The organism is Streptomyces sp. NPDC036813, assembly GCF_055609245.1.
In genome coordinates, this window is sequence record NZ_JBVJPV010000015.1 from 218,389 (window position 1) to 235,088 (window position 16,700).

General features: G+C 71.3%; 15 protein-coding genes. 6 read left to right on the forward strand and 9 right to left on the reverse strand.

Annotated elements, in window-relative coordinates:
• Nucleotides 1-42: 42 nt before the first annotated feature.
• Nucleotides 43-456 (forward strand): pyridoxamine 5'-phosphate oxidase family protein, encoded by a 414-nt coding sequence (locus ACZ67Q_RS29080; protein WP_471188019.1) that lies wholly within the window; start codon nucleotides 43-45, stop codon nucleotides 454-456.
• Between the two features lie 134 nt (nucleotides 457-590).
• Here ACZ67Q_RS29080 and ACZ67Q_RS29085 read toward each other — a convergent pair whose 3' ends face one another.
• Complete coding sequence (locus ACZ67Q_RS29085) at nucleotides 591-926, reverse strand: hypothetical protein (RefSeq protein WP_361634932.1); 336 nt, start codon at nucleotides 924-926, stop codon at nucleotides 591-593.
• Between the two features lie 310 nt (nucleotides 927-1,236).
• Between ACZ67Q_RS29085 and ACZ67Q_RS29090 the strand changes: the two genes are divergently transcribed.
• Nucleotides 1,237-2,217, forward strand: coding sequence for a helix-turn-helix transcriptional regulator (locus ACZ67Q_RS29090; protein WP_471188021.1), 981 nt, complete (start codon nucleotides 1,237-1,239; stop codon nucleotides 2,215-2,217).
• 15 nt (nucleotides 2,218-2,232) lie between these two features.
• Here the strand turns inward: ACZ67Q_RS29090 and ACZ67Q_RS29095 are convergent, their stop codons facing one another.
• On the reverse strand, nucleotides 2,233-3,261 hold the full coding sequence (locus ACZ67Q_RS29095; protein WP_471188023.1) for a helix-turn-helix transcriptional regulator: 1,029 nt from the start codon (nucleotides 3,259-3,261) through the stop codon (nucleotides 2,233-2,235).
• A gap of 203 nt (nucleotides 3,262-3,464) precedes the next feature.
• Between ACZ67Q_RS29095 and ACZ67Q_RS29100 the strand changes: the two genes are divergently transcribed.
• Nucleotides 3,465-4,049 carry a DUF4352 domain-containing protein gene (locus ACZ67Q_RS29100; protein WP_471188026.1) on the forward strand — a complete coding sequence of 195 codons (585 nt, stop codon included), beginning with the start codon at nucleotides 3,465-3,467 and terminating at the stop codon, nucleotides 4,047-4,049.
• Between the two features lie 140 nt (nucleotides 4,050-4,189).
• On the opposite strand, the gene ACZ67Q_RS29105 is transcribed toward ACZ67Q_RS29100, so the two are convergent.
• Nucleotides 4,190-5,296, reverse strand: coding sequence for a sugar ABC transporter substrate-binding protein (locus ACZ67Q_RS29105; protein ID WP_471188029.1), 1,107 nt, complete (start codon nucleotides 5,294-5,296; stop codon nucleotides 4,190-4,192).
• A 297-nt stretch (nucleotides 5,297-5,593) separates the two neighbouring features.
• On the opposite strand from ACZ67Q_RS29105, the gene ACZ67Q_RS29110 reads away from it, so the two are divergent.
• Entirely contained in the window at nucleotides 5,594-5,800 is a 207-nt protein-coding gene (locus tag ACZ67Q_RS29110) for an LPXTG cell wall anchor domain-containing protein (RefSeq protein WP_471188031.1), read from the forward strand.
• Between the two features lie 67 nt (nucleotides 5,801-5,867).
• Here ACZ67Q_RS29110 and ACZ67Q_RS29115 read toward each other — a convergent pair whose 3' ends face one another.
• From ACZ67Q_RS29115 to ACZ67Q_RS29135, 5 genes are all read right to left on the reverse strand, one after another.
• On the reverse strand, nucleotides 5,868-6,323 hold the full coding sequence (locus ACZ67Q_RS29115) for a heat shock protein transcriptional repressor HspR (RefSeq protein ID WP_471188034.1): 456 nt from the start codon (nucleotides 6,321-6,323) through the stop codon (nucleotides 5,868-5,870).
• A gap of 5 nt (nucleotides 6,324-6,328) precedes the next feature.
• Complete coding sequence (gene dnaJ / locus ACZ67Q_RS29120; protein WP_471188037.1) at nucleotides 6,329-7,495, reverse strand: molecular chaperone DnaJ; 1,167 nt, start codon at nucleotides 7,493-7,495, stop codon at nucleotides 6,329-6,331.
• Nucleotides 7,496-7,531: 36 nt separating this feature from the next.
• Nucleotides 7,532-8,185, reverse strand: a complete 654-nt coding sequence (gene grpE / locus ACZ67Q_RS29125; RefSeq protein ID WP_471188040.1) for a nucleotide exchange factor GrpE — start codon at nucleotides 8,183-8,185, stop codon at nucleotides 7,532-7,534.
• Nucleotides 8,185-10,035: a molecular chaperone DnaK gene (gene dnaK / locus ACZ67Q_RS29130; protein WP_471188043.1), complete on the reverse strand. Its 1,851-nt coding sequence runs from the start codon at nucleotides 10,033-10,035 to the stop codon at nucleotides 8,185-8,187. The genes grpE and dnaK overlap by 1 nt, the downstream gene beginning before the upstream one ends.
• A 93-nt stretch (nucleotides 10,036-10,128) precedes the next feature.
• Nucleotides 10,129-11,262: an MraY family glycosyltransferase gene (locus ACZ67Q_RS29135; RefSeq protein ID WP_471188046.1), complete on the reverse strand. Its 1,134-nt coding sequence runs from the start codon at nucleotides 11,260-11,262 to the stop codon at nucleotides 10,129-10,131.
• Between the two features lie 234 nt (nucleotides 11,263-11,496).
• On the opposite strand from ACZ67Q_RS29135, the gene ACZ67Q_RS29140 reads away from it, so the two are divergent.
• On the forward strand, nucleotides 11,497-13,779 hold the full coding sequence (locus tag ACZ67Q_RS29140; RefSeq protein ID WP_471188048.1) for a (Fe-S)-binding protein: 2,283 nt from the start codon (nucleotides 11,497-11,499) through the stop codon (nucleotides 13,777-13,779).
• Between the two features lie 95 nt (nucleotides 13,780-13,874).
• Here ACZ67Q_RS29140 and ACZ67Q_RS29145 read toward each other — a convergent pair whose 3' ends face one another.
• Nucleotides 13,875-14,198, reverse strand: a complete 324-nt coding sequence (locus ACZ67Q_RS29145; protein WP_469815001.1) for an antibiotic biosynthesis monooxygenase family protein — start codon at nucleotides 14,196-14,198, stop codon at nucleotides 13,875-13,877.
• A gap of 1,179 nt (nucleotides 14,199-15,377) precedes the next feature.
• Between ACZ67Q_RS29145 and ACZ67Q_RS29150 the strand changes: the two genes are divergently transcribed.
• Nucleotides 15,378-16,658, forward strand: coding sequence for an FG-GAP repeat domain-containing protein (locus ACZ67Q_RS29150; RefSeq protein WP_471188052.1), 1,281 nt, complete (start codon nucleotides 15,378-15,380; stop codon nucleotides 16,656-16,658).
• Nucleotides 16,659-16,700: the final 42 nt, after the last annotated feature.

Genomic DNA, 16,700 nt, shown 5'->3' on the forward strand with positions numbered 1-16,700 from the left:
GACAGGCGGCGGTCCGCCACCTCTGCGGGTAGGTTCCGTCCCATGACCGCGTACCCCCAGGACCCGGGCGCACCGGACGAGCCGTATCTCGCCTTCTGGCGGGAGCGGCATCTGTGCACCCTGACGACACTGCGCCCCGACGGCACCCCGCATGTCGTACCCGTCGGAGTGACCTACGACCCCGTGGCGCGGCTGGCCCGGGTGATCACGAACAAGGCGAGCGCGAAGGTGGCGCATGTGCTGGCCGCCGGCCCCGGGGGCGCACGGGTCGCCGTCTGCCAGGTGGCCGGGCGGCGCTGGGCCACGCTGGAGGGCCGCGCGTTCATCCGCACGGAAGGGGACCGGGTCGCGGAGGCGGAGCGGCGCTACGCGGAGCGCTACGAGCGCGTGCCGTCGCCGAACCCGTCACGGGTGGTGATCGAGATCGAGCTGGACCGGGCCATGGGCCGGGGATGAACGGCGAAATGCGCGTACCCGGACCGAAACGGCGCGTACGCGCACAAACTGCAGCGGCGTCACCGTGTTCAGGTCACGGTGACGCCGCTGCGGGGGGAAGCACCTGAGCGATCTGTTACGACGGGGGAATCGCGTCAGGCACTGCGGGGGGTGGCCGAGATGGTCCGCACGTCGGAGATGTCCGGCTCCGACAGCCGGTGGTCGCGCTGGTCGAGGTTCACAAAGATCATTCCGTACCGGATGGCACACCGCACGGGCTGCGGCGCCCCCCGAGGCCGCCGCAGACAGCGGTACGCCCGCACGTCGCCCTCGTCGTCGCGCGTGACGACGACCGGCTCACCGAACACGGTCACCATCAGCGAGTCCCCGTTGTGGGGGATGGCGGTGACCAGATCGATGAAGTGCCAGCCGGATCGGTACGCGGTGGCCATTTCCCGTCGGAAGGAACGGTCGTCAGGTGGAGTCGCCATCATCTGCCCCCAGCACCGTCTGCCGTAGCCACGGACTCGGAGGACACCGCCACCGCCGGCCACTTACTGTCCGCTCGATCGTCGCCCTTCGTACCGGCGTGGCCACCCAGAGCTCCGAGGGCCACAACGGCGGAGAAGGTGGCGACAAGTATCGAGCGAAGCACTCTTTTCCCCATAGTCGGCTTCGTCCTCACTTGAAGGTCCCCTCTTCCCCCGTCGAGTACGACGATGGCTCATTCAGGCACGTCATGGCCACACAATCGGTGCATCATGTTCCTGCATGTTCAGGACCCTGGGGGGTGGAGATTTGATGTCGAATCGGTCCAATACGGCACATCCCCATGCGGCGAACGAGCTCTGCGAGGAGGGTAGCCGCCTTTACGCAGGTGCCCTGCGCGAAGGCCGTATCTCCCGCTCGGAGGCGGAACCCGCCCCTTGCCTGATGGAGTTCGCCCTGCTCCACCCCGATCCCGACGACCCGGACTGGCTGCGTCCCGTCCCCCCGGCGCTTGCGCTCGCGCAGCGTCTGCTGCCCATCGAGCGGGAGATCGCGGAGCGCCGGCGGTGGGCAATCGAACTGTCCGATGCTTTTGAGCCGTTCATGGCCCTGAACGGGCAGATGGCCTCGGCCACCCACTCCATCACCGTGCTGGAAGGCAGCGACCGCATCAACGCGGCGCTCGACCTGGCCACCGCCCAGTGCCAGGCCGAAATGCTCACGGTGCAGCCCAGCAACCGCTTCACCGAGCGCACCATCCGCCAGGGGCTGGACCGTGACACCGCCCTGGTCGACCGCGGCGTGCGGATCCGGACCCTCTACCAGCACACGGTGCGCTTCAACCTGGAGCAACTGGCCTACGTGGGACAGCTCGCCAACGGCAAGGTGGAGTACCGCACGATCGACGAGCTGGTCGAGCGCCTCATCATCTGCGACGAGTCCGTCGCGTTCATCCCGGCCCGCGACGACCAGCAAGTGGCCCTGGAACTACGCAACCCGGCACTCGTCCGCTACCTGATCAAGGTCTTCGAGTTCATGTGGAACCGTGCCGTGCCCCTGAGCGCCGGCGCCCCCTACGAGACCGCTCCCGACGGCATCACGGAGATCCAGCACTCCATCGCCAAACTGCTCGTGGAGGGCCACGTCGATGAGGCCATCGCCCGCCGCCTCGGCATGAACGTACGCACCTGCCGGGCGCACATCGCCAAGCTGGCCGCCGCCCTCGGCAGCGGCAGCCGGGCCCAACTCGGCTATCTGATAGCCCAGTCCGGGATCCTGAACAAGGAGGAGTGAGGCGGCGCGGTCGTCTCACCGGGCGCTCGGGGACTCCTGGCACGGGAAGGTGAGGTGGGCCGGGGTGTCCAGGCCCACCTGGGCGATACGGACGCCGAGTTGGGCACGGCTGGCCGCGCCGAGCGTCTCCGACAGGCGGGCGATGTGGGCCCGGCAGGTGCGGACGCTGATGCCGAGGCGCTCGGCGATGACCGCGTCCTGGTGCCCTTCCGCCAGCAGCGCCGCGATGGACTTCTCACGGTGCGAGATGCCCTCGATGCCGCTGTCGGGGATGGGCGCGTTCAGCGGGACGCCCAGCCGCCACAGCCGCTCGAAGACCGTGACCAGGTAGGAGATCAGGGCCGGGTGGCGCAGTTCGAGGGCCATCGTGCGTTCGGCGTTCGCCGGGATGAAGGCCACCGTACGGTCGAAGAGGATCAGCCGGTCCACGACCTCGTCGAGCGTGCGCGCCTGCACCGCGTCGCCCATCAGCTCCAGATACGTCAGCAGCCCCTGCCCGTGACGCGCCACATGGTTGTACAGGTCGCGCATGCGCACACCCCGGCCGCGCAGCGCCAGCGCCCGGTGCAGCCCCTCGGACAGCTCGTGCTCACGGCGGATGCCGCCCGGCTGCACGGTCAGCACCTCGGTCGTGCACGCCTGCGTCGCCTCGTCCATCGCCGCCTGGATCCGCGCGAGACCGTCCAGCACCCGGATCGCGCTGCCCTCACCCGCCCCGGCCCCCGCCGCGGGCGCACGGCCGCCGAGCCCGGCGTACCACTCGACGGCCGCCACCGCCGCGCCCACCCGGCGCTGGCTCTCGGCGACCTCGTCGTACACGCCGCGCAGCAGCCGGGTCATGACCTCCTGGGGCGCCGTCGGCACCAGCCAGTCCATGTCGTCCGGGTCGGGGTGCAGCAGCGCCAGGTCGAGCAGGCAGGGCACCTGCTCGGCGTCCCGGCGGGGCACCCGGCCGCGCCGCACCGCCCGGGAGTACACCCGGTCCCCGGCCGCGCACAGTCGGTCGGCACCGTGCGGGTGCTCTTCCGTCCCGTGCCCGGTCATCGCCCACTCCACCCCCGGTTCACGCCTCTTCGCAGCGCAACTATGCGCGGACGGAGCGTGCGGTGCAACACGGCTCGAGCGTGCGTGACCGCGGGAAACCACCGGTTCGTACCGCTATCTCCCGGCCTCCGTGCCCGCGTGGCGCCAGGCCGTGCCGGCCGGGCCTCTCCCCTTCGGCGCGATGCGGCCCGACAATGCCGGACATGGTCCGTGCAGGGCGTACGACTTTGGCGCACCCGCCGATCGCGGCTCTCCGGGCGGCAGCGCTCGTCCTGGCCGCCGCCGTGGGCGCGGCCGGGTGCGACGCGTCCGCGGGCGCGCCGCCGAGTGCCTCCGCCCGCCCCTCCTCGCACGTTTCCGGTGAGCACCGGGACGGGCACCTGGTCTTCACGGTGCTCTCCCTGCGGTGCGGGCTGACCGCCGTGGCCGGCACGCACAGCGAGGCACAGCCGGACGGGCAGTTCTGCACCGCGCGGTTGCGGGTGCGCAACGCCGACCCCGCCTTCCACACCTACGTCGCCGCGGAGCAGCGGCTGGTGAGCGCCGACGGGACACGCAGGCGGCCCGACTCCTTCGCGATGGCGGTGCGCCGCCAGCACGAGCGGGTCGAGATCGGCGGACACGACCTCATCGAGATCGAGGTCTGGTACGACGTCCCGGAGCGGGCTCGGGTGACGGGGCTGCGGGTGACCGGCGACCGGGACCCGGACGGCTACCTCAGCGGTGCGACGGTCCCGCACGCCCCGGACGGCGTGTTCGTGCCGACGACCCCGGCCACCGGCCCGTGACGGACACCCGCGGCTGACTCGCCACGACCGATTCGCCACGGCTGGTTCGCCACGGCGAATTCGCCACGGCTGCTTCCCTGCGGCTTCTCGGCTGCGGCTTCCTCGTTACGGCTGCTTCGCTACGGCTGCTTCGCGGGCCGCTACTTCAGCCCGAGCGACGCGCATCCCGACGCGTACTTCCCGGTGCAGATCTCCGGCACCTTGTAGATGCCGTCCTTGACGACCGTGCTCTTGATGTTGCTCTTCGTCAGCGCGACCACACTGACCAGCTGGGCCGGGATGCCCTTCTGCGTGGGGCTGTCGACGGTGTCGTTGGCGAGCGCGTCGAACTGGATGTCCCTGCCCTGCACCTTGGCGACGGCCATCTCCGCGGCGGCCTCCGCCTCGGTCGGGTAGGGCTTGTAGACGCTCATGTACTGGTCGCCGGACACGATCCGCTGCACCGCGTCCAGTTCGGCGTCCTGCCCGGTGATCGGTGGCAGGGTGGAGACACCGGCCGCCTTGAACGCCTTGATGATGCCGCCGACCATGGCGTCGTTGGCGGAGTAGACGCCGGCGATCTTCTTGGCGCCGATCGCCGCGATCGCCTCGGTCATGTTGGCCTGGGCGTTCTTCGGGTCCCAGTCCTTGGTGTCGTAGGACTTCGCGATCGTCACCTTGCCGTTCAGCTCGCTGAGCGCGCCCCGCTTGAACTGGCCGGCGTTCGGGTCGGTCGGCGAGCCGTTCATCATGACGATCCGGTCGGAGGTGTCGGCGCCCTCACCGAGGGCGTCCAGCAGGGTGCGGCCCTGCACCTCGCCGACCAGTTCGTTGTCGAAGGAGACGTAGGCGTCGATCGGGCCCTCGGCGAGGCGGTCGTAGGCGATGACGGGGATGCCCGCGTCCTTCGCCTTCTTCACCTCGTCGGCGATCGCGTGCGAGTCGACCGCGTCCAGCAGGATGACGTCGACCTTGTCGTCGATCATCTGCTGCATCTGGGTCGCCTGCCGGGCCGCGTCCTGCTCGGCGTTGGCGTACTGGACCTTGCCCTGGTTGCGGGTGAGGGAGGCGACCTTCGCGGCGATGATGGGGTGGTCGAACTTCTCGTACCGGGAGTTGACCTTCTCCGGCAGCAGCAGGCCCACCGTGACGTCGTCGCCCTTCGTAGGGCTCGCGGTGCCGCCGCCGTCCGTCGAGTTCAGCATGCTGCAGCCTGCGAGCGTGAGGATCAGCGTGGATGCGGCCACGGATATGGCGGTACGGCGCATGCGGGGGCTCACTTCGGGTGCGGTACGAAACGCGGGTGCAGCAGCACGACCCACGTGACTGAAAAGCCAACGCGGGACCGCCACCTTGCGTCAAGACCGGCCACCTAACGAGATAGCAACATCACGCTCCGCTTCGTGCGTGAAGACGGGGAGAACCCCCGCCCATTCACCGCCAAACACCCTTTACCGACCCTTCACGAGCGGGGGTTCACCCTCCCCGGATCAGCACAAGCGACCGAACGATATCGGCCAGTCGGCAAGGCCGGGTCATCCGACGCGCTGGGCACCCCGACGGACGTGGCGAGCGCCACGGCGAGCGCCGCGGCCGGCACCACCGGCGGCATCGGCACCGGCACCGGCACGACCGCGACCGTGACCGGTTCGATGGCCTCCACCGGCTCGGACTCGACCGGTCCGCCGGCCGCGGCCGCCGCCGCGCTCGTCGCCCTCGGCGCGGCCGCCGCCTTCCTCGGTGCCCGGCGCCGGCGCACCACGCGCGGCTGACGGCCGTACACGGCGAAGGGGCCCGGAGGCGGTTCGCCTCCGGGCCCCTTCACGCTGTCACCGCCCGCTAGGGCCTGTCGTCCTTGGCCTTCTTCGGCCGCCACACGACCAGCGCGCTGGTCTGCTGGACCTCCTGGTAGGGGACCAGGTCGCGGCGGTAGGAGGCGTGCACGGCGGCCTCGCGCTGCTGCATCGCCGCCGCCGCGCCCTCCAGGGCCGCCTGCAGCTCCGCGACGCGGGACTGCAACGCGGCGACCTGGTTCTCCAGTTCGATGATGCGCTTGATGCCGGCCAGGTTGATGCCCTCGTCCTGCGACAACTGCTGCACCTGACGGAGCAGTTCGATGTCACGAGCCGAGTAGCGCCGCCCCCGGCCCGCGGTGCGGTCCGGGGAGACCAGGCCCAGACGGTCGTACTGGCGCAGCGTCTGCGGGTGCAGGCCGGAGAGCTGGGCCGCCACCGAGATGACGTAGACCGGGGTGTCCTCCGTCAGTTCATACGGATTACGTCGACGGCCGTCCATCCCACTCAAGCTCCCTTCGCGGCCTCGAACAGCTCCGCCCGCGGATCCTGGTCCGCGGTCGCCTCGCGATACGCCTCGAGCGCGTCACGAGCCTTCCCCGACAGGTCCTTGGGAACACTCACCTCCACGGTGACGAGCAGGTCGCCGCGGCTGCCGTCCTTGCGGACCGCGCCCTTGCCGCGGGCGCGCATCGTCCGGCCGTTGGGCGTGCCGGGCGGCAGCTTCAGCGTGACCGGCGGGCCGCCCAGGGTCGGCACCCTGACCTCCCCACCGAGCGCCGCCTCCGCGAACGTCACCGGCACGGTCACCGTGAGGTTGTCGTCCTTGCGGCCGAACACCGGGTGGGCGCCGACGTGCACGACGACGTAGAGGTCGCCGGCCGGTCCGCCGCGCTCGCCCGGCGCGCCCTTGCCGCGCAGCCGGATCCGCTGCCCGTCCGAGACGCCGGCCGGGATGCGGACCTGCATGGTGCGGGAGGACTTCGCACGGCCGCTGCCGTGGCAGACCTCGCAGGGGTGCTCCGCGATCAGGCCCCGGCCCTTGCAGTCCGGGCAGGGGTCCGTCAGGGAGAAGCCACCGCCGGAGCCGCGCGCGACCTGCCCCGTACCGACGCAGGTCGGGCACACGCGCGGCGTGCCGTTCTTGTCGCCGGTGCCGGAACAGGCCTTGCACGGCGCCTGGGAGGACATCCGCAGCGGGACCGTGGCGCCCTCGATGGCCTCGGTGAAGCTGAGCGTGACCTCGGACTCGATGTCCTGGCCGCGCCGGGGCTGGGTCCGCGTCCCCGCGGCGCCGCCCCGGTTGAACAGGCCCCCGAAGACGTCACCGATGCCCCCGCCGAAGCCTCCGCCCTGGGCGCCGCCTCCGAAGAGGTCGCCCAGGTCGAAGTTGAAGGAGCCGCCGCCCGCGCCCGGCCCCGGCCTGAAGCCGCCGTTGCCGAACAGGGTGCGGGCCTCGTCGTACTCCTTGCGCTTCTTGGGGTCGCCGAGCACGTCGTTCGCCTCGGAGATCTCCTTGAAGCGCTCCTCGGCCTTGGCGTTGCCCTTGTTGGCGTCCGGGTGGAACTCGCGGGCGAGCTTCCGGTACGCCTTCTTGATCTCGGCCTCGGTGGCGTCCTTGGGGACGCCGAGGACCTTGTAGTAGTCCTTCTCGATGAAGTCCTTGGTGCTCATCCCCGACGTCCCTCCTTCCGCATGTCGTGTGCGACGTCAGCCCTCGTCCGGGCCACCGTTCTCCTTGTCGTCGGCCGCCTTGTCGTCGGCGCCCTCCGCCTTCGCGCCCTGCGCGCCGGGCTGCGGCTCGGCGACGGCCACCCGCGCGGGGCGGATGGTGCGCTCGCCGATGCGGTACCCGGGCTGCAGGATCGCCACGCAGGTCGTCTCGGTGACGTCCGGCGCGTAGGAGTGCATCAGGGCCTCGTGGATCGTCGGGTCGAAGGGCTCGCCCTCCTTGCCGAACTGCTGCAGGCCCATCTTCGCCGCGACGGTCTCCAGCGACTCGGCGACCGACTTGAAGCCGCCGACCAGCTCGCCGTGCTCCCGCGCGCGCCCGATGTCGTCGAGGACGGGCAGCAGTTCGGTCAGGAGGTTCGCGATGGCGACCTCCTTGACCGCGATGCGGTCCCGCTCGACCCGGCGGCGGTAGTTCTGGAACTCGGCCTGGAGGCGCTGGAGGTCCGCCGTGCGCTCGTCGAGCGCCTTGCGTGCCTGGTCCAGCTGGGCCAGCAGGCCCGCGTCCTCGTTCCCGTCCCCGGCCGGGGCCGCCCCCTCCTCGGAGGAGGCGGCCTTCGGCTCGGCGTCGTCAGGGGTGGCGCCGGAGGGGACGTCGGGCTTCTCTTCAAAACCCGGGGTCTCCTCCGTCATTACGCGGCCCCGTCCTTGCGCTCGTCGTCCACGATCTCGGCGTCCACGACGTCGTCGTCGGCGGCCTTGGCACCACCGGCGGTGGCACCCTCGGGGCCACCGGCGGCCTGGGCGCCCTGCGCGTCGGCGTACAGCGCCTGGCCGAGCTTCTGCGAGACGGCCGCGACCTTCTCCGTGGCGGAGCGGATCTCTGCGGTGTCCTCGCCCTTGAGCTTCTCCTTCAGCTCGGCGACCGCCTCCTCGACCTCGGTCTTGACCTCGCCGGGGACCTTGTCCTCGTTGTCCTTGAGGAACTTCTCCGTCTGGTAGACCAGCTGCTCGCCCTGGTTGCGGGCCTCGGCGGCCTCGCGGCGCTTGTGGTCCTCCTCCGCGTAGCGCTCGGCCTCCTCACGCATGCGGTCGACCTCGTCCTTCGGCAGCGAGGAGCCGCCGGTGACGGTCATCTTCTGCTCCTTGCCGGTGCCGAGGTCCTTCGCCGTGACGTGCATGATGCCGTTGGCGTCGATGTCGAAGGAGACCTCGATCTGCGGGACGCCACGCGGCGCCGGCGGCAGACCGGTCAGCTCGAACATGCCGAGCTTCTTGTTGTACGCCGCGATCTCGCGCTCGCCCTGGTAGACCTGGATCTGCACCGACGGCTGGTTGTCCTCGGCCGTGGTGAAGATCTCCGAGCGCTTGGTCGGGATCGTGGTGTTGCGCTCGATGAGCTTGGTCATGATGCCGCCCTTGGTCTCGATACCGAGGGACAGCGGGGTGACGTCGAGGAGCAGGACGTCCTTGACCTCACCCTTGAGGACACCGGCCTGGAGCGAGGCGCCGATGGCGACGACCTCGTCCGGGTTCACACCCTTGTTGGCCTCCTTGCCGCCGGTCAGCTCCTTGACGAGCTCGGCGACGGCGGGCATACGCGTGGAGCCACCGACGAGGACGACGTGGTCGATCTCGTTGATGGAGATGCCGGCGTCCTTGATGACGTTGTGGAACGGCGTCTTGCAGCGCTCCAGCAGGTCGGCCGTCAGCTGCTGGAACTGGGCGCGGGTGAGCTTCTCGTCCAGGTGCAGCGGGCCCTCGGCGGACGCGGTGATGTAGGGCAGGTTGATCGAGGTCTCGGTGGACGAGGACAGCTCGATCTTGGCCTTCTCGGCGGCCTCACGGAGGCGCTGCAGGGCCATCTTGTCCTTGGACAGGTCCACGCCGTGGCCGGACTGGAACTGCTTGACCAGGTAGTCGACGATGCGCTGGTCCCAGTCGTCACCACCGAGGTGGTTGTCACCGTTGGTGGCCTTCACCTCGACGACGCCGTCGCCGATCTCCAGCAGCGAGACGTCGAAGGTGCCGCCACCGAGGTCGAAGACGAGGATCGTCTGGTCGTCCTTGTCGAGGCCGTACGCCAGCGCGGCGGCGGTCGGCTCGTTGACGATGCGCAGGACGTTCAGACCGGCGATCTCGCCGGCCTCCTTCGTCGCCTGACGCTCGGAGTCGTTGAAGTAGGCCGGGACGGTGATGACCGCGTCGGTCACCTTCTCGCCCAGGTAGGCCTCGGCGTCACGCTTCAGCTTCTGCAGGATGAACGCGGAGATCTGCTGCGGGTTGAACGGCTTGCCGTCCAGCTCGATCTTCCAGTCCGTGCCCATGTGGCGCTTGACCGAACGGATGGTCCGGTCGACGTTGGTGACGGCCTGGCGCTTGGCCACCTCGCCGACCAGCACCTCGCCGTTCTTGGCGAAGGCGACGACGGACGGCGTGGTCCTGGCGCCCTCGGCGTTGGTGATGACGGTGGGCTCGCCGCCCTCGAGGACCGAGACCACCGAGTTCGTCGTGCCCAGGTCGATGCCGACCGCACGTGCCATTGCGATTCCTCCAACTGACTTGAGTGGAACAGGCTCAAGTGTGCATGAGGCGCACGGCTCGGTCAACAGACCTGAGTCACCAGGACTCAACTCTTATCCGTTCCTTACACGCAACGGCGCTCTGACCTGCGACGATGGCGGCCGACGAGGTGGCTGCACCCGGGAAAAAGAGGGCCGCGCACTCGTGGGGACAGGCTGCCGAGGCGCCCGCGCCATGGTCTGCGGCCCGGCCCCGGGGCCGGGCCCCCGCCGGCGCGGCACCCGGTACACCGGCACCCGCAGCAGCGCGAGGACGACGACCAGCGCAGTGCCCGCCACCCACAGCGCGGCACTCGGCCGGGCCCACCCGGCATGCACCAGCACGCCCACGAGTACCCCCGCGGCCGAGGCCACGCCCAGGAGTACGGCGGTGCCCTGCGCGGTGAGCCCGAGACGTCGCAGCCGGTGGCCGAGATGGTCGGGACCGCCGCGCGTCAGCGGCCGTCCGGCCAGCCGCCGCGAGAGGGCGACGAGGACGACGTCGGCGGCGCCGAGCGCGACCAGCGGCCCGAGGACGGCCGCGGTGCCGGTCAGGTCGTAGCCCGACCGGGTGACCACGGCCGCGGAGGCCGTCAGGAAGCCGGTGAACAGCGAGCCGCAGGAGCCGAGCCCGATGCGGGCGGCCGGCCAGCCGTGCATGAGGAAGCCGGTGAGCGCGGCGGCGAGCACGCTCAGCAGCACCGCGAGCCCGTCCATCACCTCCGCCGCGGCGCACGCCGCCACCCCGAAGGCGGTCAGCACCCCCACGGTCCCGGCGACGCCGTCGACGTGGTCCAGCGAGCGGAAGGCGAGGGAGGCGGCGGCGACGAAGGCGACGCCCAGCATCCCGCCGAGCACCCCCGTCTCGTCATAGGGCACGACGCAGGCCGCCGCGACGGCCGTACCCACCAGCAGGAACCAGCTCTTGAGCCGCCACACGTCGGCGGCCAGGCCCAGCGCGGCGACCGCGCCGCCCGCGACGAGCAGCTGGTCGTTGCCGTCCCCGAGCGGCGCGAGCCGGGTCCAGTTGCCGGCCGCGGCGACCAGGCAGGCGGCGAGCACCATGGCCGCCCCGCCGAGCAGCGGCACCGGCCGCGTGCGCCGGCGCCGGTCGACGAGCCCGAGGCGCAGGGCAGGCGTCCGGAGCGCTCCCGCGAGCAGGGCGGTGAGCAGCAGGGCGGCGGTGGCGGCGGCGATCCCGTAGAGCACGGATATAAGTTAGAGGTGAATGTACCAATTTGGTACGAATAACACGTTCAGATTGCGACCGGCTTCCCGGGGCCCTCCGTTTTCCTGTGATCCTTTAAGGCAACCCTCAGCGACACAGATCACCGAACGGCTGGCTACATTGCATCGGAAGATAGGGGTAGTCTCAGACGAACTGAATAAGTTACCGCTTAGTAATCTCCCTCGATTCACCCCTCGCAGGCCCGAGGAGCCCCCATGCAACTCGCCGCGATCATCGTGTCGCTGGCCCTGACCGTGGTCGGCGTCGCCCTGCTCGCCCGCGCCATCGGCCAGTTCGTCCGGTACTTCAAGCTGGGCCAGCCGGTCCCGGCGGGCAGCCGGACCGACAACCCCTACGCACGCAGCGTGACCCTGGTGCGGGAGTTCCTCGGCCACACGCGCATGAACCGCTGGGGGATCATCGGCATCGCCCACTGGTTCGTGGCCATCGGCTTCCTGACGCTGCCGCCCACGATCATCAACGCCTACGGCCAGCTGTTCCAGGCCGACTGGACGCTGCCGGTGCTCGGCGGCTTCCTGCCGTACGAGATGTACATCGAGTTCATCGGCGCGATGACCACGCTCGGCATCGCGACGCTGATCGTCGTCCGCCTGCTCAGCCTGCCCTCGCGGCCCGGCCGCAAGTCCCGCTTCGCGGGCTCGAAGATGGGCCAGGCGTACTTCGTCGAGTACGTCATCCTCATCATCGGTCTGGCGATCTACGTGCTGCGCGCCCTCGAGGGCGCCCTGCACCACGTGGACCACTACGAGGCCGGCTACTTCGCCTCGTACCCGGTGATCCTGGCGCTGAAGGGCCTGAGCGTCTCCACGCTGCAGAACCTGGTCTACCTGTTCGCCATGATCAAGCTGGGCACGACCATGATCTGGATGATCACGGTCAGCCTCAACACCAACATGGGTGTGGCCTGGCACCGCTTCCTGGCGTTCCCGAACATCTGGTTCAAGCGCAACGCGACGGGTGAGACCGCGCTGGGCGCGCTGCAGCCGATGACGAGCGGCGGCAAGCCGATCAACTTCGAGGACCCGGGCGAGGACGACGTCTTCGGCGTCTCCCAGGTCGAGCAGTTCTCCTGGAAGGGCCTGCTGGACTTCTCCACCTGCACCGAGTGCGGCCGCTGCCAGTCGCAGTGCCCCGCCTGGAACACGGGCAAGCCGCTCTCCCCGAAGCTGCTGATCATGAGCCTGCGGGACCACGCCCACGCCAAGGCGCCGTACCTGCTCGCGGGCGGCGGCAAGACGATGGAGGGCGAGGAGAAGGCGTCCGAGGAGCAGCTGAAGGACGTCCCGGCGTCCGCGCTCGCCGAGGCCGAGCGTCCGCTGATCGGCACCGCCGAGGAGAACGGCGTCATCGACCCGGACGTGCTGTGGTCCTGCACCACCTGCGGCGCCTGTGTCGAGCAGTGCCCGGTGGACATCGAGCACGTCGACCACATCGTCGACATGCGCCGCTACCAGGTGATGATCGAGTCCGCGTTCCCGTCCGAGGCGGGCACGATGCTCAAGAACCTGGAGAAGAAGGGCAACCCCTGGGGCCTGGCGAAGAAGCAGCGCCTGGAGTGGACCAAGGAGGTCGACTTCGAGGTCCCGGTCGTCGGCAAGGACATCGAGGACCTCACCGAGGTCGAGTACCTGTACTGGGTCGGCTGCGCCGGCGCCCTCGAGGACCGCGCCAAGAAGACCACCAAGGCCTTCGCCGAGCTGCTGCACATCGCGGGCGTCAAGTTCGCGATCATGGGCGGCGACGAGAAGTGCACCGGTGACTCCGCCCGCCGCCTGGGCAACGAGCCCCTGTTCCAGGAGCTCGGCATGGAGAACGTGATGGCCCTGAACACGGCGTTCGGCGAGGAGCTGGACGACGAGGGCAAGGTCGTCGCCGAGTCCGCGAAGCCCAAGTCGGCAAAGAAGATCGTCGCCACCTGCCCGCACTGCCTCAACACGCTCGGCAACGAGTACCCGCAGCTCGGCGGCGACTACGAGGTCATCCACCACACCCAGCTGCTCCAGCACCTGGTGGACGAGGGCAAGCTGATCCCGGTCACGCCGGTCGAGGGCATCATCACCTACCACGACCCGTGCTACCTGGGCCGGCACAACAAGATCTACACGCCTCCGCGCGAGATCATCGCCGCCGTCCCCGGCGTCCGCAACGAGGAGATGCACCGCCACAAGGAGCGCGGCTTCTGCTGCGGCGCCGGCGGCGCGCGGATGTGGATGGAGGAGCGGATCGGCAAGCGCATCAACAACGAGCGCGTCGACGAGGCCCTCTCCGTCAACCCGGACATCGTCTCCACCGCCTGCCCGTTCTGCCTCGTCATGCTGACCGACTCGGTCAACGGCAAGAAGAACGAGGGCAAGGCCAAGGAGTCCATCCAGGTCGTGGACGTCGCCCAGCTGCTCCTCGACTCCGTCAAGACGCCGGTCGACCCGGCGGGCGAGGCCGAGTCCGAGAGCACGCCGGAGCCGGAGCCGGTGAAGTAACGGCCGGGGCCCACCGCCCCCGCAAAGCCCGACGGCGCCCCCTGACCCGCACAGGCAGGGGGCGCCGTCGTGTGCGCTCGGCGGTCTCCGGTCGGTCAGACGCCCTTGGGAGCCGCCTGCTGGACCACCTCGAAGGACCACAGGGTCGAGCCGGAGGCAGCGGGCTTCGGCCGCTCGCCCTCGGCGCCGCCCTGGTGGGCCGCCTTCATCGGGCCCTCCATCCAGGCCTGGAAGGACTCCTCGTCCCGCCAGCGCGTGTACACGAGGTACTGGTCGGTCCCCTCGACCGGCCGCAGCAGCTCGAACCACTCGAACCCGTCGGAGTTCTCCACGGCGTGGGCCCGCGAGGCGAACCGCTTCTCCAGGACCTCCCGCTGCTCGGCGGGAACGGTCAGCACATTGATCTTCACGACGCTCATGCACCCATCCTCGCCCACGGCCGCCGCGGGAGCCGTCCCGGCTCTGGGGACAACGTCTTGGGTTGCCGATCCGTCGCCGGGACACGCCGGCTCTGGGGGCAACGCCTTGGATTGCCGATCCGTCGCCGGGACGTCTTGGGTTTGCCGATCCGTCGCAGGGGACACGCCGGCCCTGCGGGCGGCCGGTGCCGGATCCCCGAGCGAGCGGCGCCGGGTCCCCGAGGGGCAGTGCCAAGGCCCCGAGCGGGCGGTGCCGGGTCCCGCGGCGGCAACGCGCCCGCGCTGCGCCGGGCCGCAGGGCAGCCCAGCCAAGCCGGCCCGGTCCCGCGGACAGCGCGCGGGCAGCCCCACCCCGGGCGCTCGGCGCGCGCAGGCCACCCCCCGCCTGCGGGAACCACGGCCCACGCTGCCCCGATCCCGCGGCCAGCGTGCCCGGCTGTCCCCGCCTCTGCGGACGGCGTGGCAGCGCGCAGGCCACCCCACCCGGGCGGACGGCGCGCGCAAGCCACCCCATCCCTGCGAGAAACAGGGCGCGCTGCCCCGACTCCGCGGGCAGCATGCCCGGCTGGCCCCACCCCGGCGGACAGCGCACCCAAGCCACCCGCCCGCACGACCTTCCCCGACCCGGCGACGAGCGCGTTCCCCGGAGGGGGCCTGCCGCCAGGCCGCCCGCCCTGCGGGCAGCACGGCCCACGCTGCCCCGATCCCGCGGCCAGCGTGCCCGGCTGTCCCCACCCCGGCGGACAGCGCACGCAAGCCGGCCACCCGGACGACCAACCCGCAGGCGCTTCCCGGGCCCGGCGACCAGCGCCCACCGGCAGCGTGCCCGGCCTTCCCTGCCCCGGCGACCAGCCCGCACGAGCTTCCCCACCCCGGCCATCAGCGCGCCCCCGGGGCTGCCCCAGGCCCCCGCCCGCGGGCGACACGGCCCACGCTGCCCCGACCCCATGGGCGGCGTGCCCGGGCTGTCCCGGCCCGGCGGACGCCCCGGCCCGGCGGACAGCGCATACAAGCCATCCCGCCCCGGCGAGCAGCGCGTCCTCTGGGCGGTGTGCCCGGCTGGCCCCGTCGCGCGGGGCGCGCGTCCGGGCTGCTGTCGGTGCTCCCGGGGCTGTCCCCCTGCCTCGAACGCGTGCATGATTGCGGGGTTGTTGCCGACGGGGCGGGTGAGGTGGACCGGTGCGCGTGCGAAGAGGGACGCTGTCCGCGGCGGTCACCGGCTGTCTCCTCCTGCTCGCCGCCTGCTCCTCCGCCTCTGAGGACAGCCCCACGCCGGTCCGGGCGGCCCCGGCCACGGCCCCCCTGCCGGTCCCGCGCGGCACCGGCAGCAAGGTCGCCGACGACTTCAACGGCGACGGCCACCGCGACCTCGTCCTCAACGACCTCGCCAAGACCCAGCCGCACACCGACGACCCCGGCATCGGCATCGTCTACGGCAGCGCGCACGGCCTCGTACCGGGCGCCCGGCAGCTGCTCGCCCCGCGCACCCACGCCGCCCGGGCCGGCGGTGAGCTGCCCGCGCTGTTCGAGGCGGAGGCGTCCTGCGACCTGGACGGCGACGGCTTCACCGACCTCGTCGTCTCCACCGACCCGCCCTACGACGGCCAGGGGCAGCCACCGGTGCCGTTGCAACTGCTCTTCGGCTCGCCCGGCGGCCTGACCGGACGGGGCGTCGTACTCGCCGTCCCGGCGCGCGCCCGGGCCGGCAACGACTGGCCCGACCAGCCCGTGTGCGGCGACTTCGACGGCGACGGCCACACCGACCTCGCGCTGCACGCCACGGGCGGCAAGCTGAGCTTCCTGCGCGGCCCGTTCACCCGGACGGGCGCCCCGCGCGCCGCCGCCGCGCCGATCCAGGCCCCCGGCAACGTGCCCACCGGTCCCGCCGCCGACGTCGACCGCGACGGCTACGACGACCTCGTCGTCCGTACGGCGGAACGGTCCGGCACGTCCGCGGTGGTCCTCGGCGGCCCCGACGGCCCGACCCGCACCGGCGCGGTGCTGCCGGCCGGCATCGATGTGGCCCTGGGCCGCTTCGGCCGGGGCAAGGCGCTGGACGCGGCGATCGGCACGATGGGCGGCACGGCGCTGCGCTACGACCTGCCCGGCACCCACCGCGCCACCCTCGACTCCCCCGGCACGGTGCTCGACGCCGCCGACTTCGACGGCGACGGCCTGAGCGAGCTGGTCTCCAGCGGCTCCCGGCTGAAGGTCTTCCGGGGCCGCCCGGCGGGCCTGTCGGCACGGGAGATGGTCATCGTGCAGCCCGCGGCGCACGGCACGGCCCGGGTGATCGCCGCCGGTGACTTCGACGGCGACGGCAGGGCGGACCTGGCCGTACGGACGTACCGGAGCGAGACGCAGGACACGGTGACGGTGTATCCGGGGGCACGGCAGGGGCTGGTGTCGGCACAGCCGGCGGTGACGTTCTCGACACGGGAGTTCCTGCCGCCGGCGTGAGGGACGAGCGGCGGCAGGTTGAGTCACCGGCCCCGGAACCGT

Excerpts from the sequence above, each read along its gene's own strand:
- grpE (WP_471188040.1), bottom strand. The coding sequence starts at position 8,185 with ATGACGGAGGAGACCCCGGGTTTTGAAGAGAAGCCCGACGTCCCCTCC.
- ACZ67Q_RS29140 (WP_471188048.1), top strand. The coding sequence starts at position 11,497 with ATGCAACTCGCCGCGATCATCGTGTCGCTGGCCCTGACCGTGGTCGGC.
- ACZ67Q_RS29115 (WP_471188034.1), bottom strand. The coding sequence starts at position 6,323 with ATGGACGGCCGTCGACGTAATCCGTATGAACTGACGGAGGACACCCCG.
- ACZ67Q_RS29085 (WP_361634932.1), bottom strand. The coding sequence starts at position 926 with ATGGCGACTCCACCTGACGACCGTTCCTTCCGACGGGAAATGGCCACC.
- ACZ67Q_RS29145 (WP_469815001.1), bottom strand. The coding sequence starts at position 14,198 with ATGAGCGTCGTGAAGATCAATGTGCTGACCGTTCCCGCCGAGCAGCGG.
- dnaK (WP_471188043.1), bottom strand. The coding sequence starts at position 10,035 with ATGGCACGTGCGGTCGGCATCGACCTGGGCACGACGAACTCGGTGGTC.
- ACZ67Q_RS29095 (WP_471188023.1), bottom strand. The coding sequence starts at position 3,261 with ATGACCGGGCACGGGACGGAAGAGCACCCGCACGGTGCCGACCGACTG.
- ACZ67Q_RS29080 (WP_471188019.1), top strand. The coding sequence starts at position 43 with ATGACCGCGTACCCCCAGGACCCGGGCGCACCGGACGAGCCGTATCTC.
- ACZ67Q_RS29105 (WP_471188029.1), bottom strand. The coding sequence starts at position 5,296 with ATGCGCCGTACCGCCATATCCGTGGCCGCATCCACGCTGATCCTCACG.
- dnaJ (WP_471188037.1), bottom strand. The coding sequence starts at position 7,495 with ATGAGCACCAAGGACTTCATCGAGAAGGACTACTACAAGGTCCTCGGC.
- ACZ67Q_RS29090 (WP_471188021.1), top strand. The coding sequence starts at position 1,237 with ATGTCGAATCGGTCCAATACGGCACATCCCCATGCGGCGAACGAGCTC.
- ACZ67Q_RS29100 (WP_471188026.1), top strand. The coding sequence starts at position 3,465 with ATGGTCCGTGCAGGGCGTACGACTTTGGCGCACCCGCCGATCGCGGCT.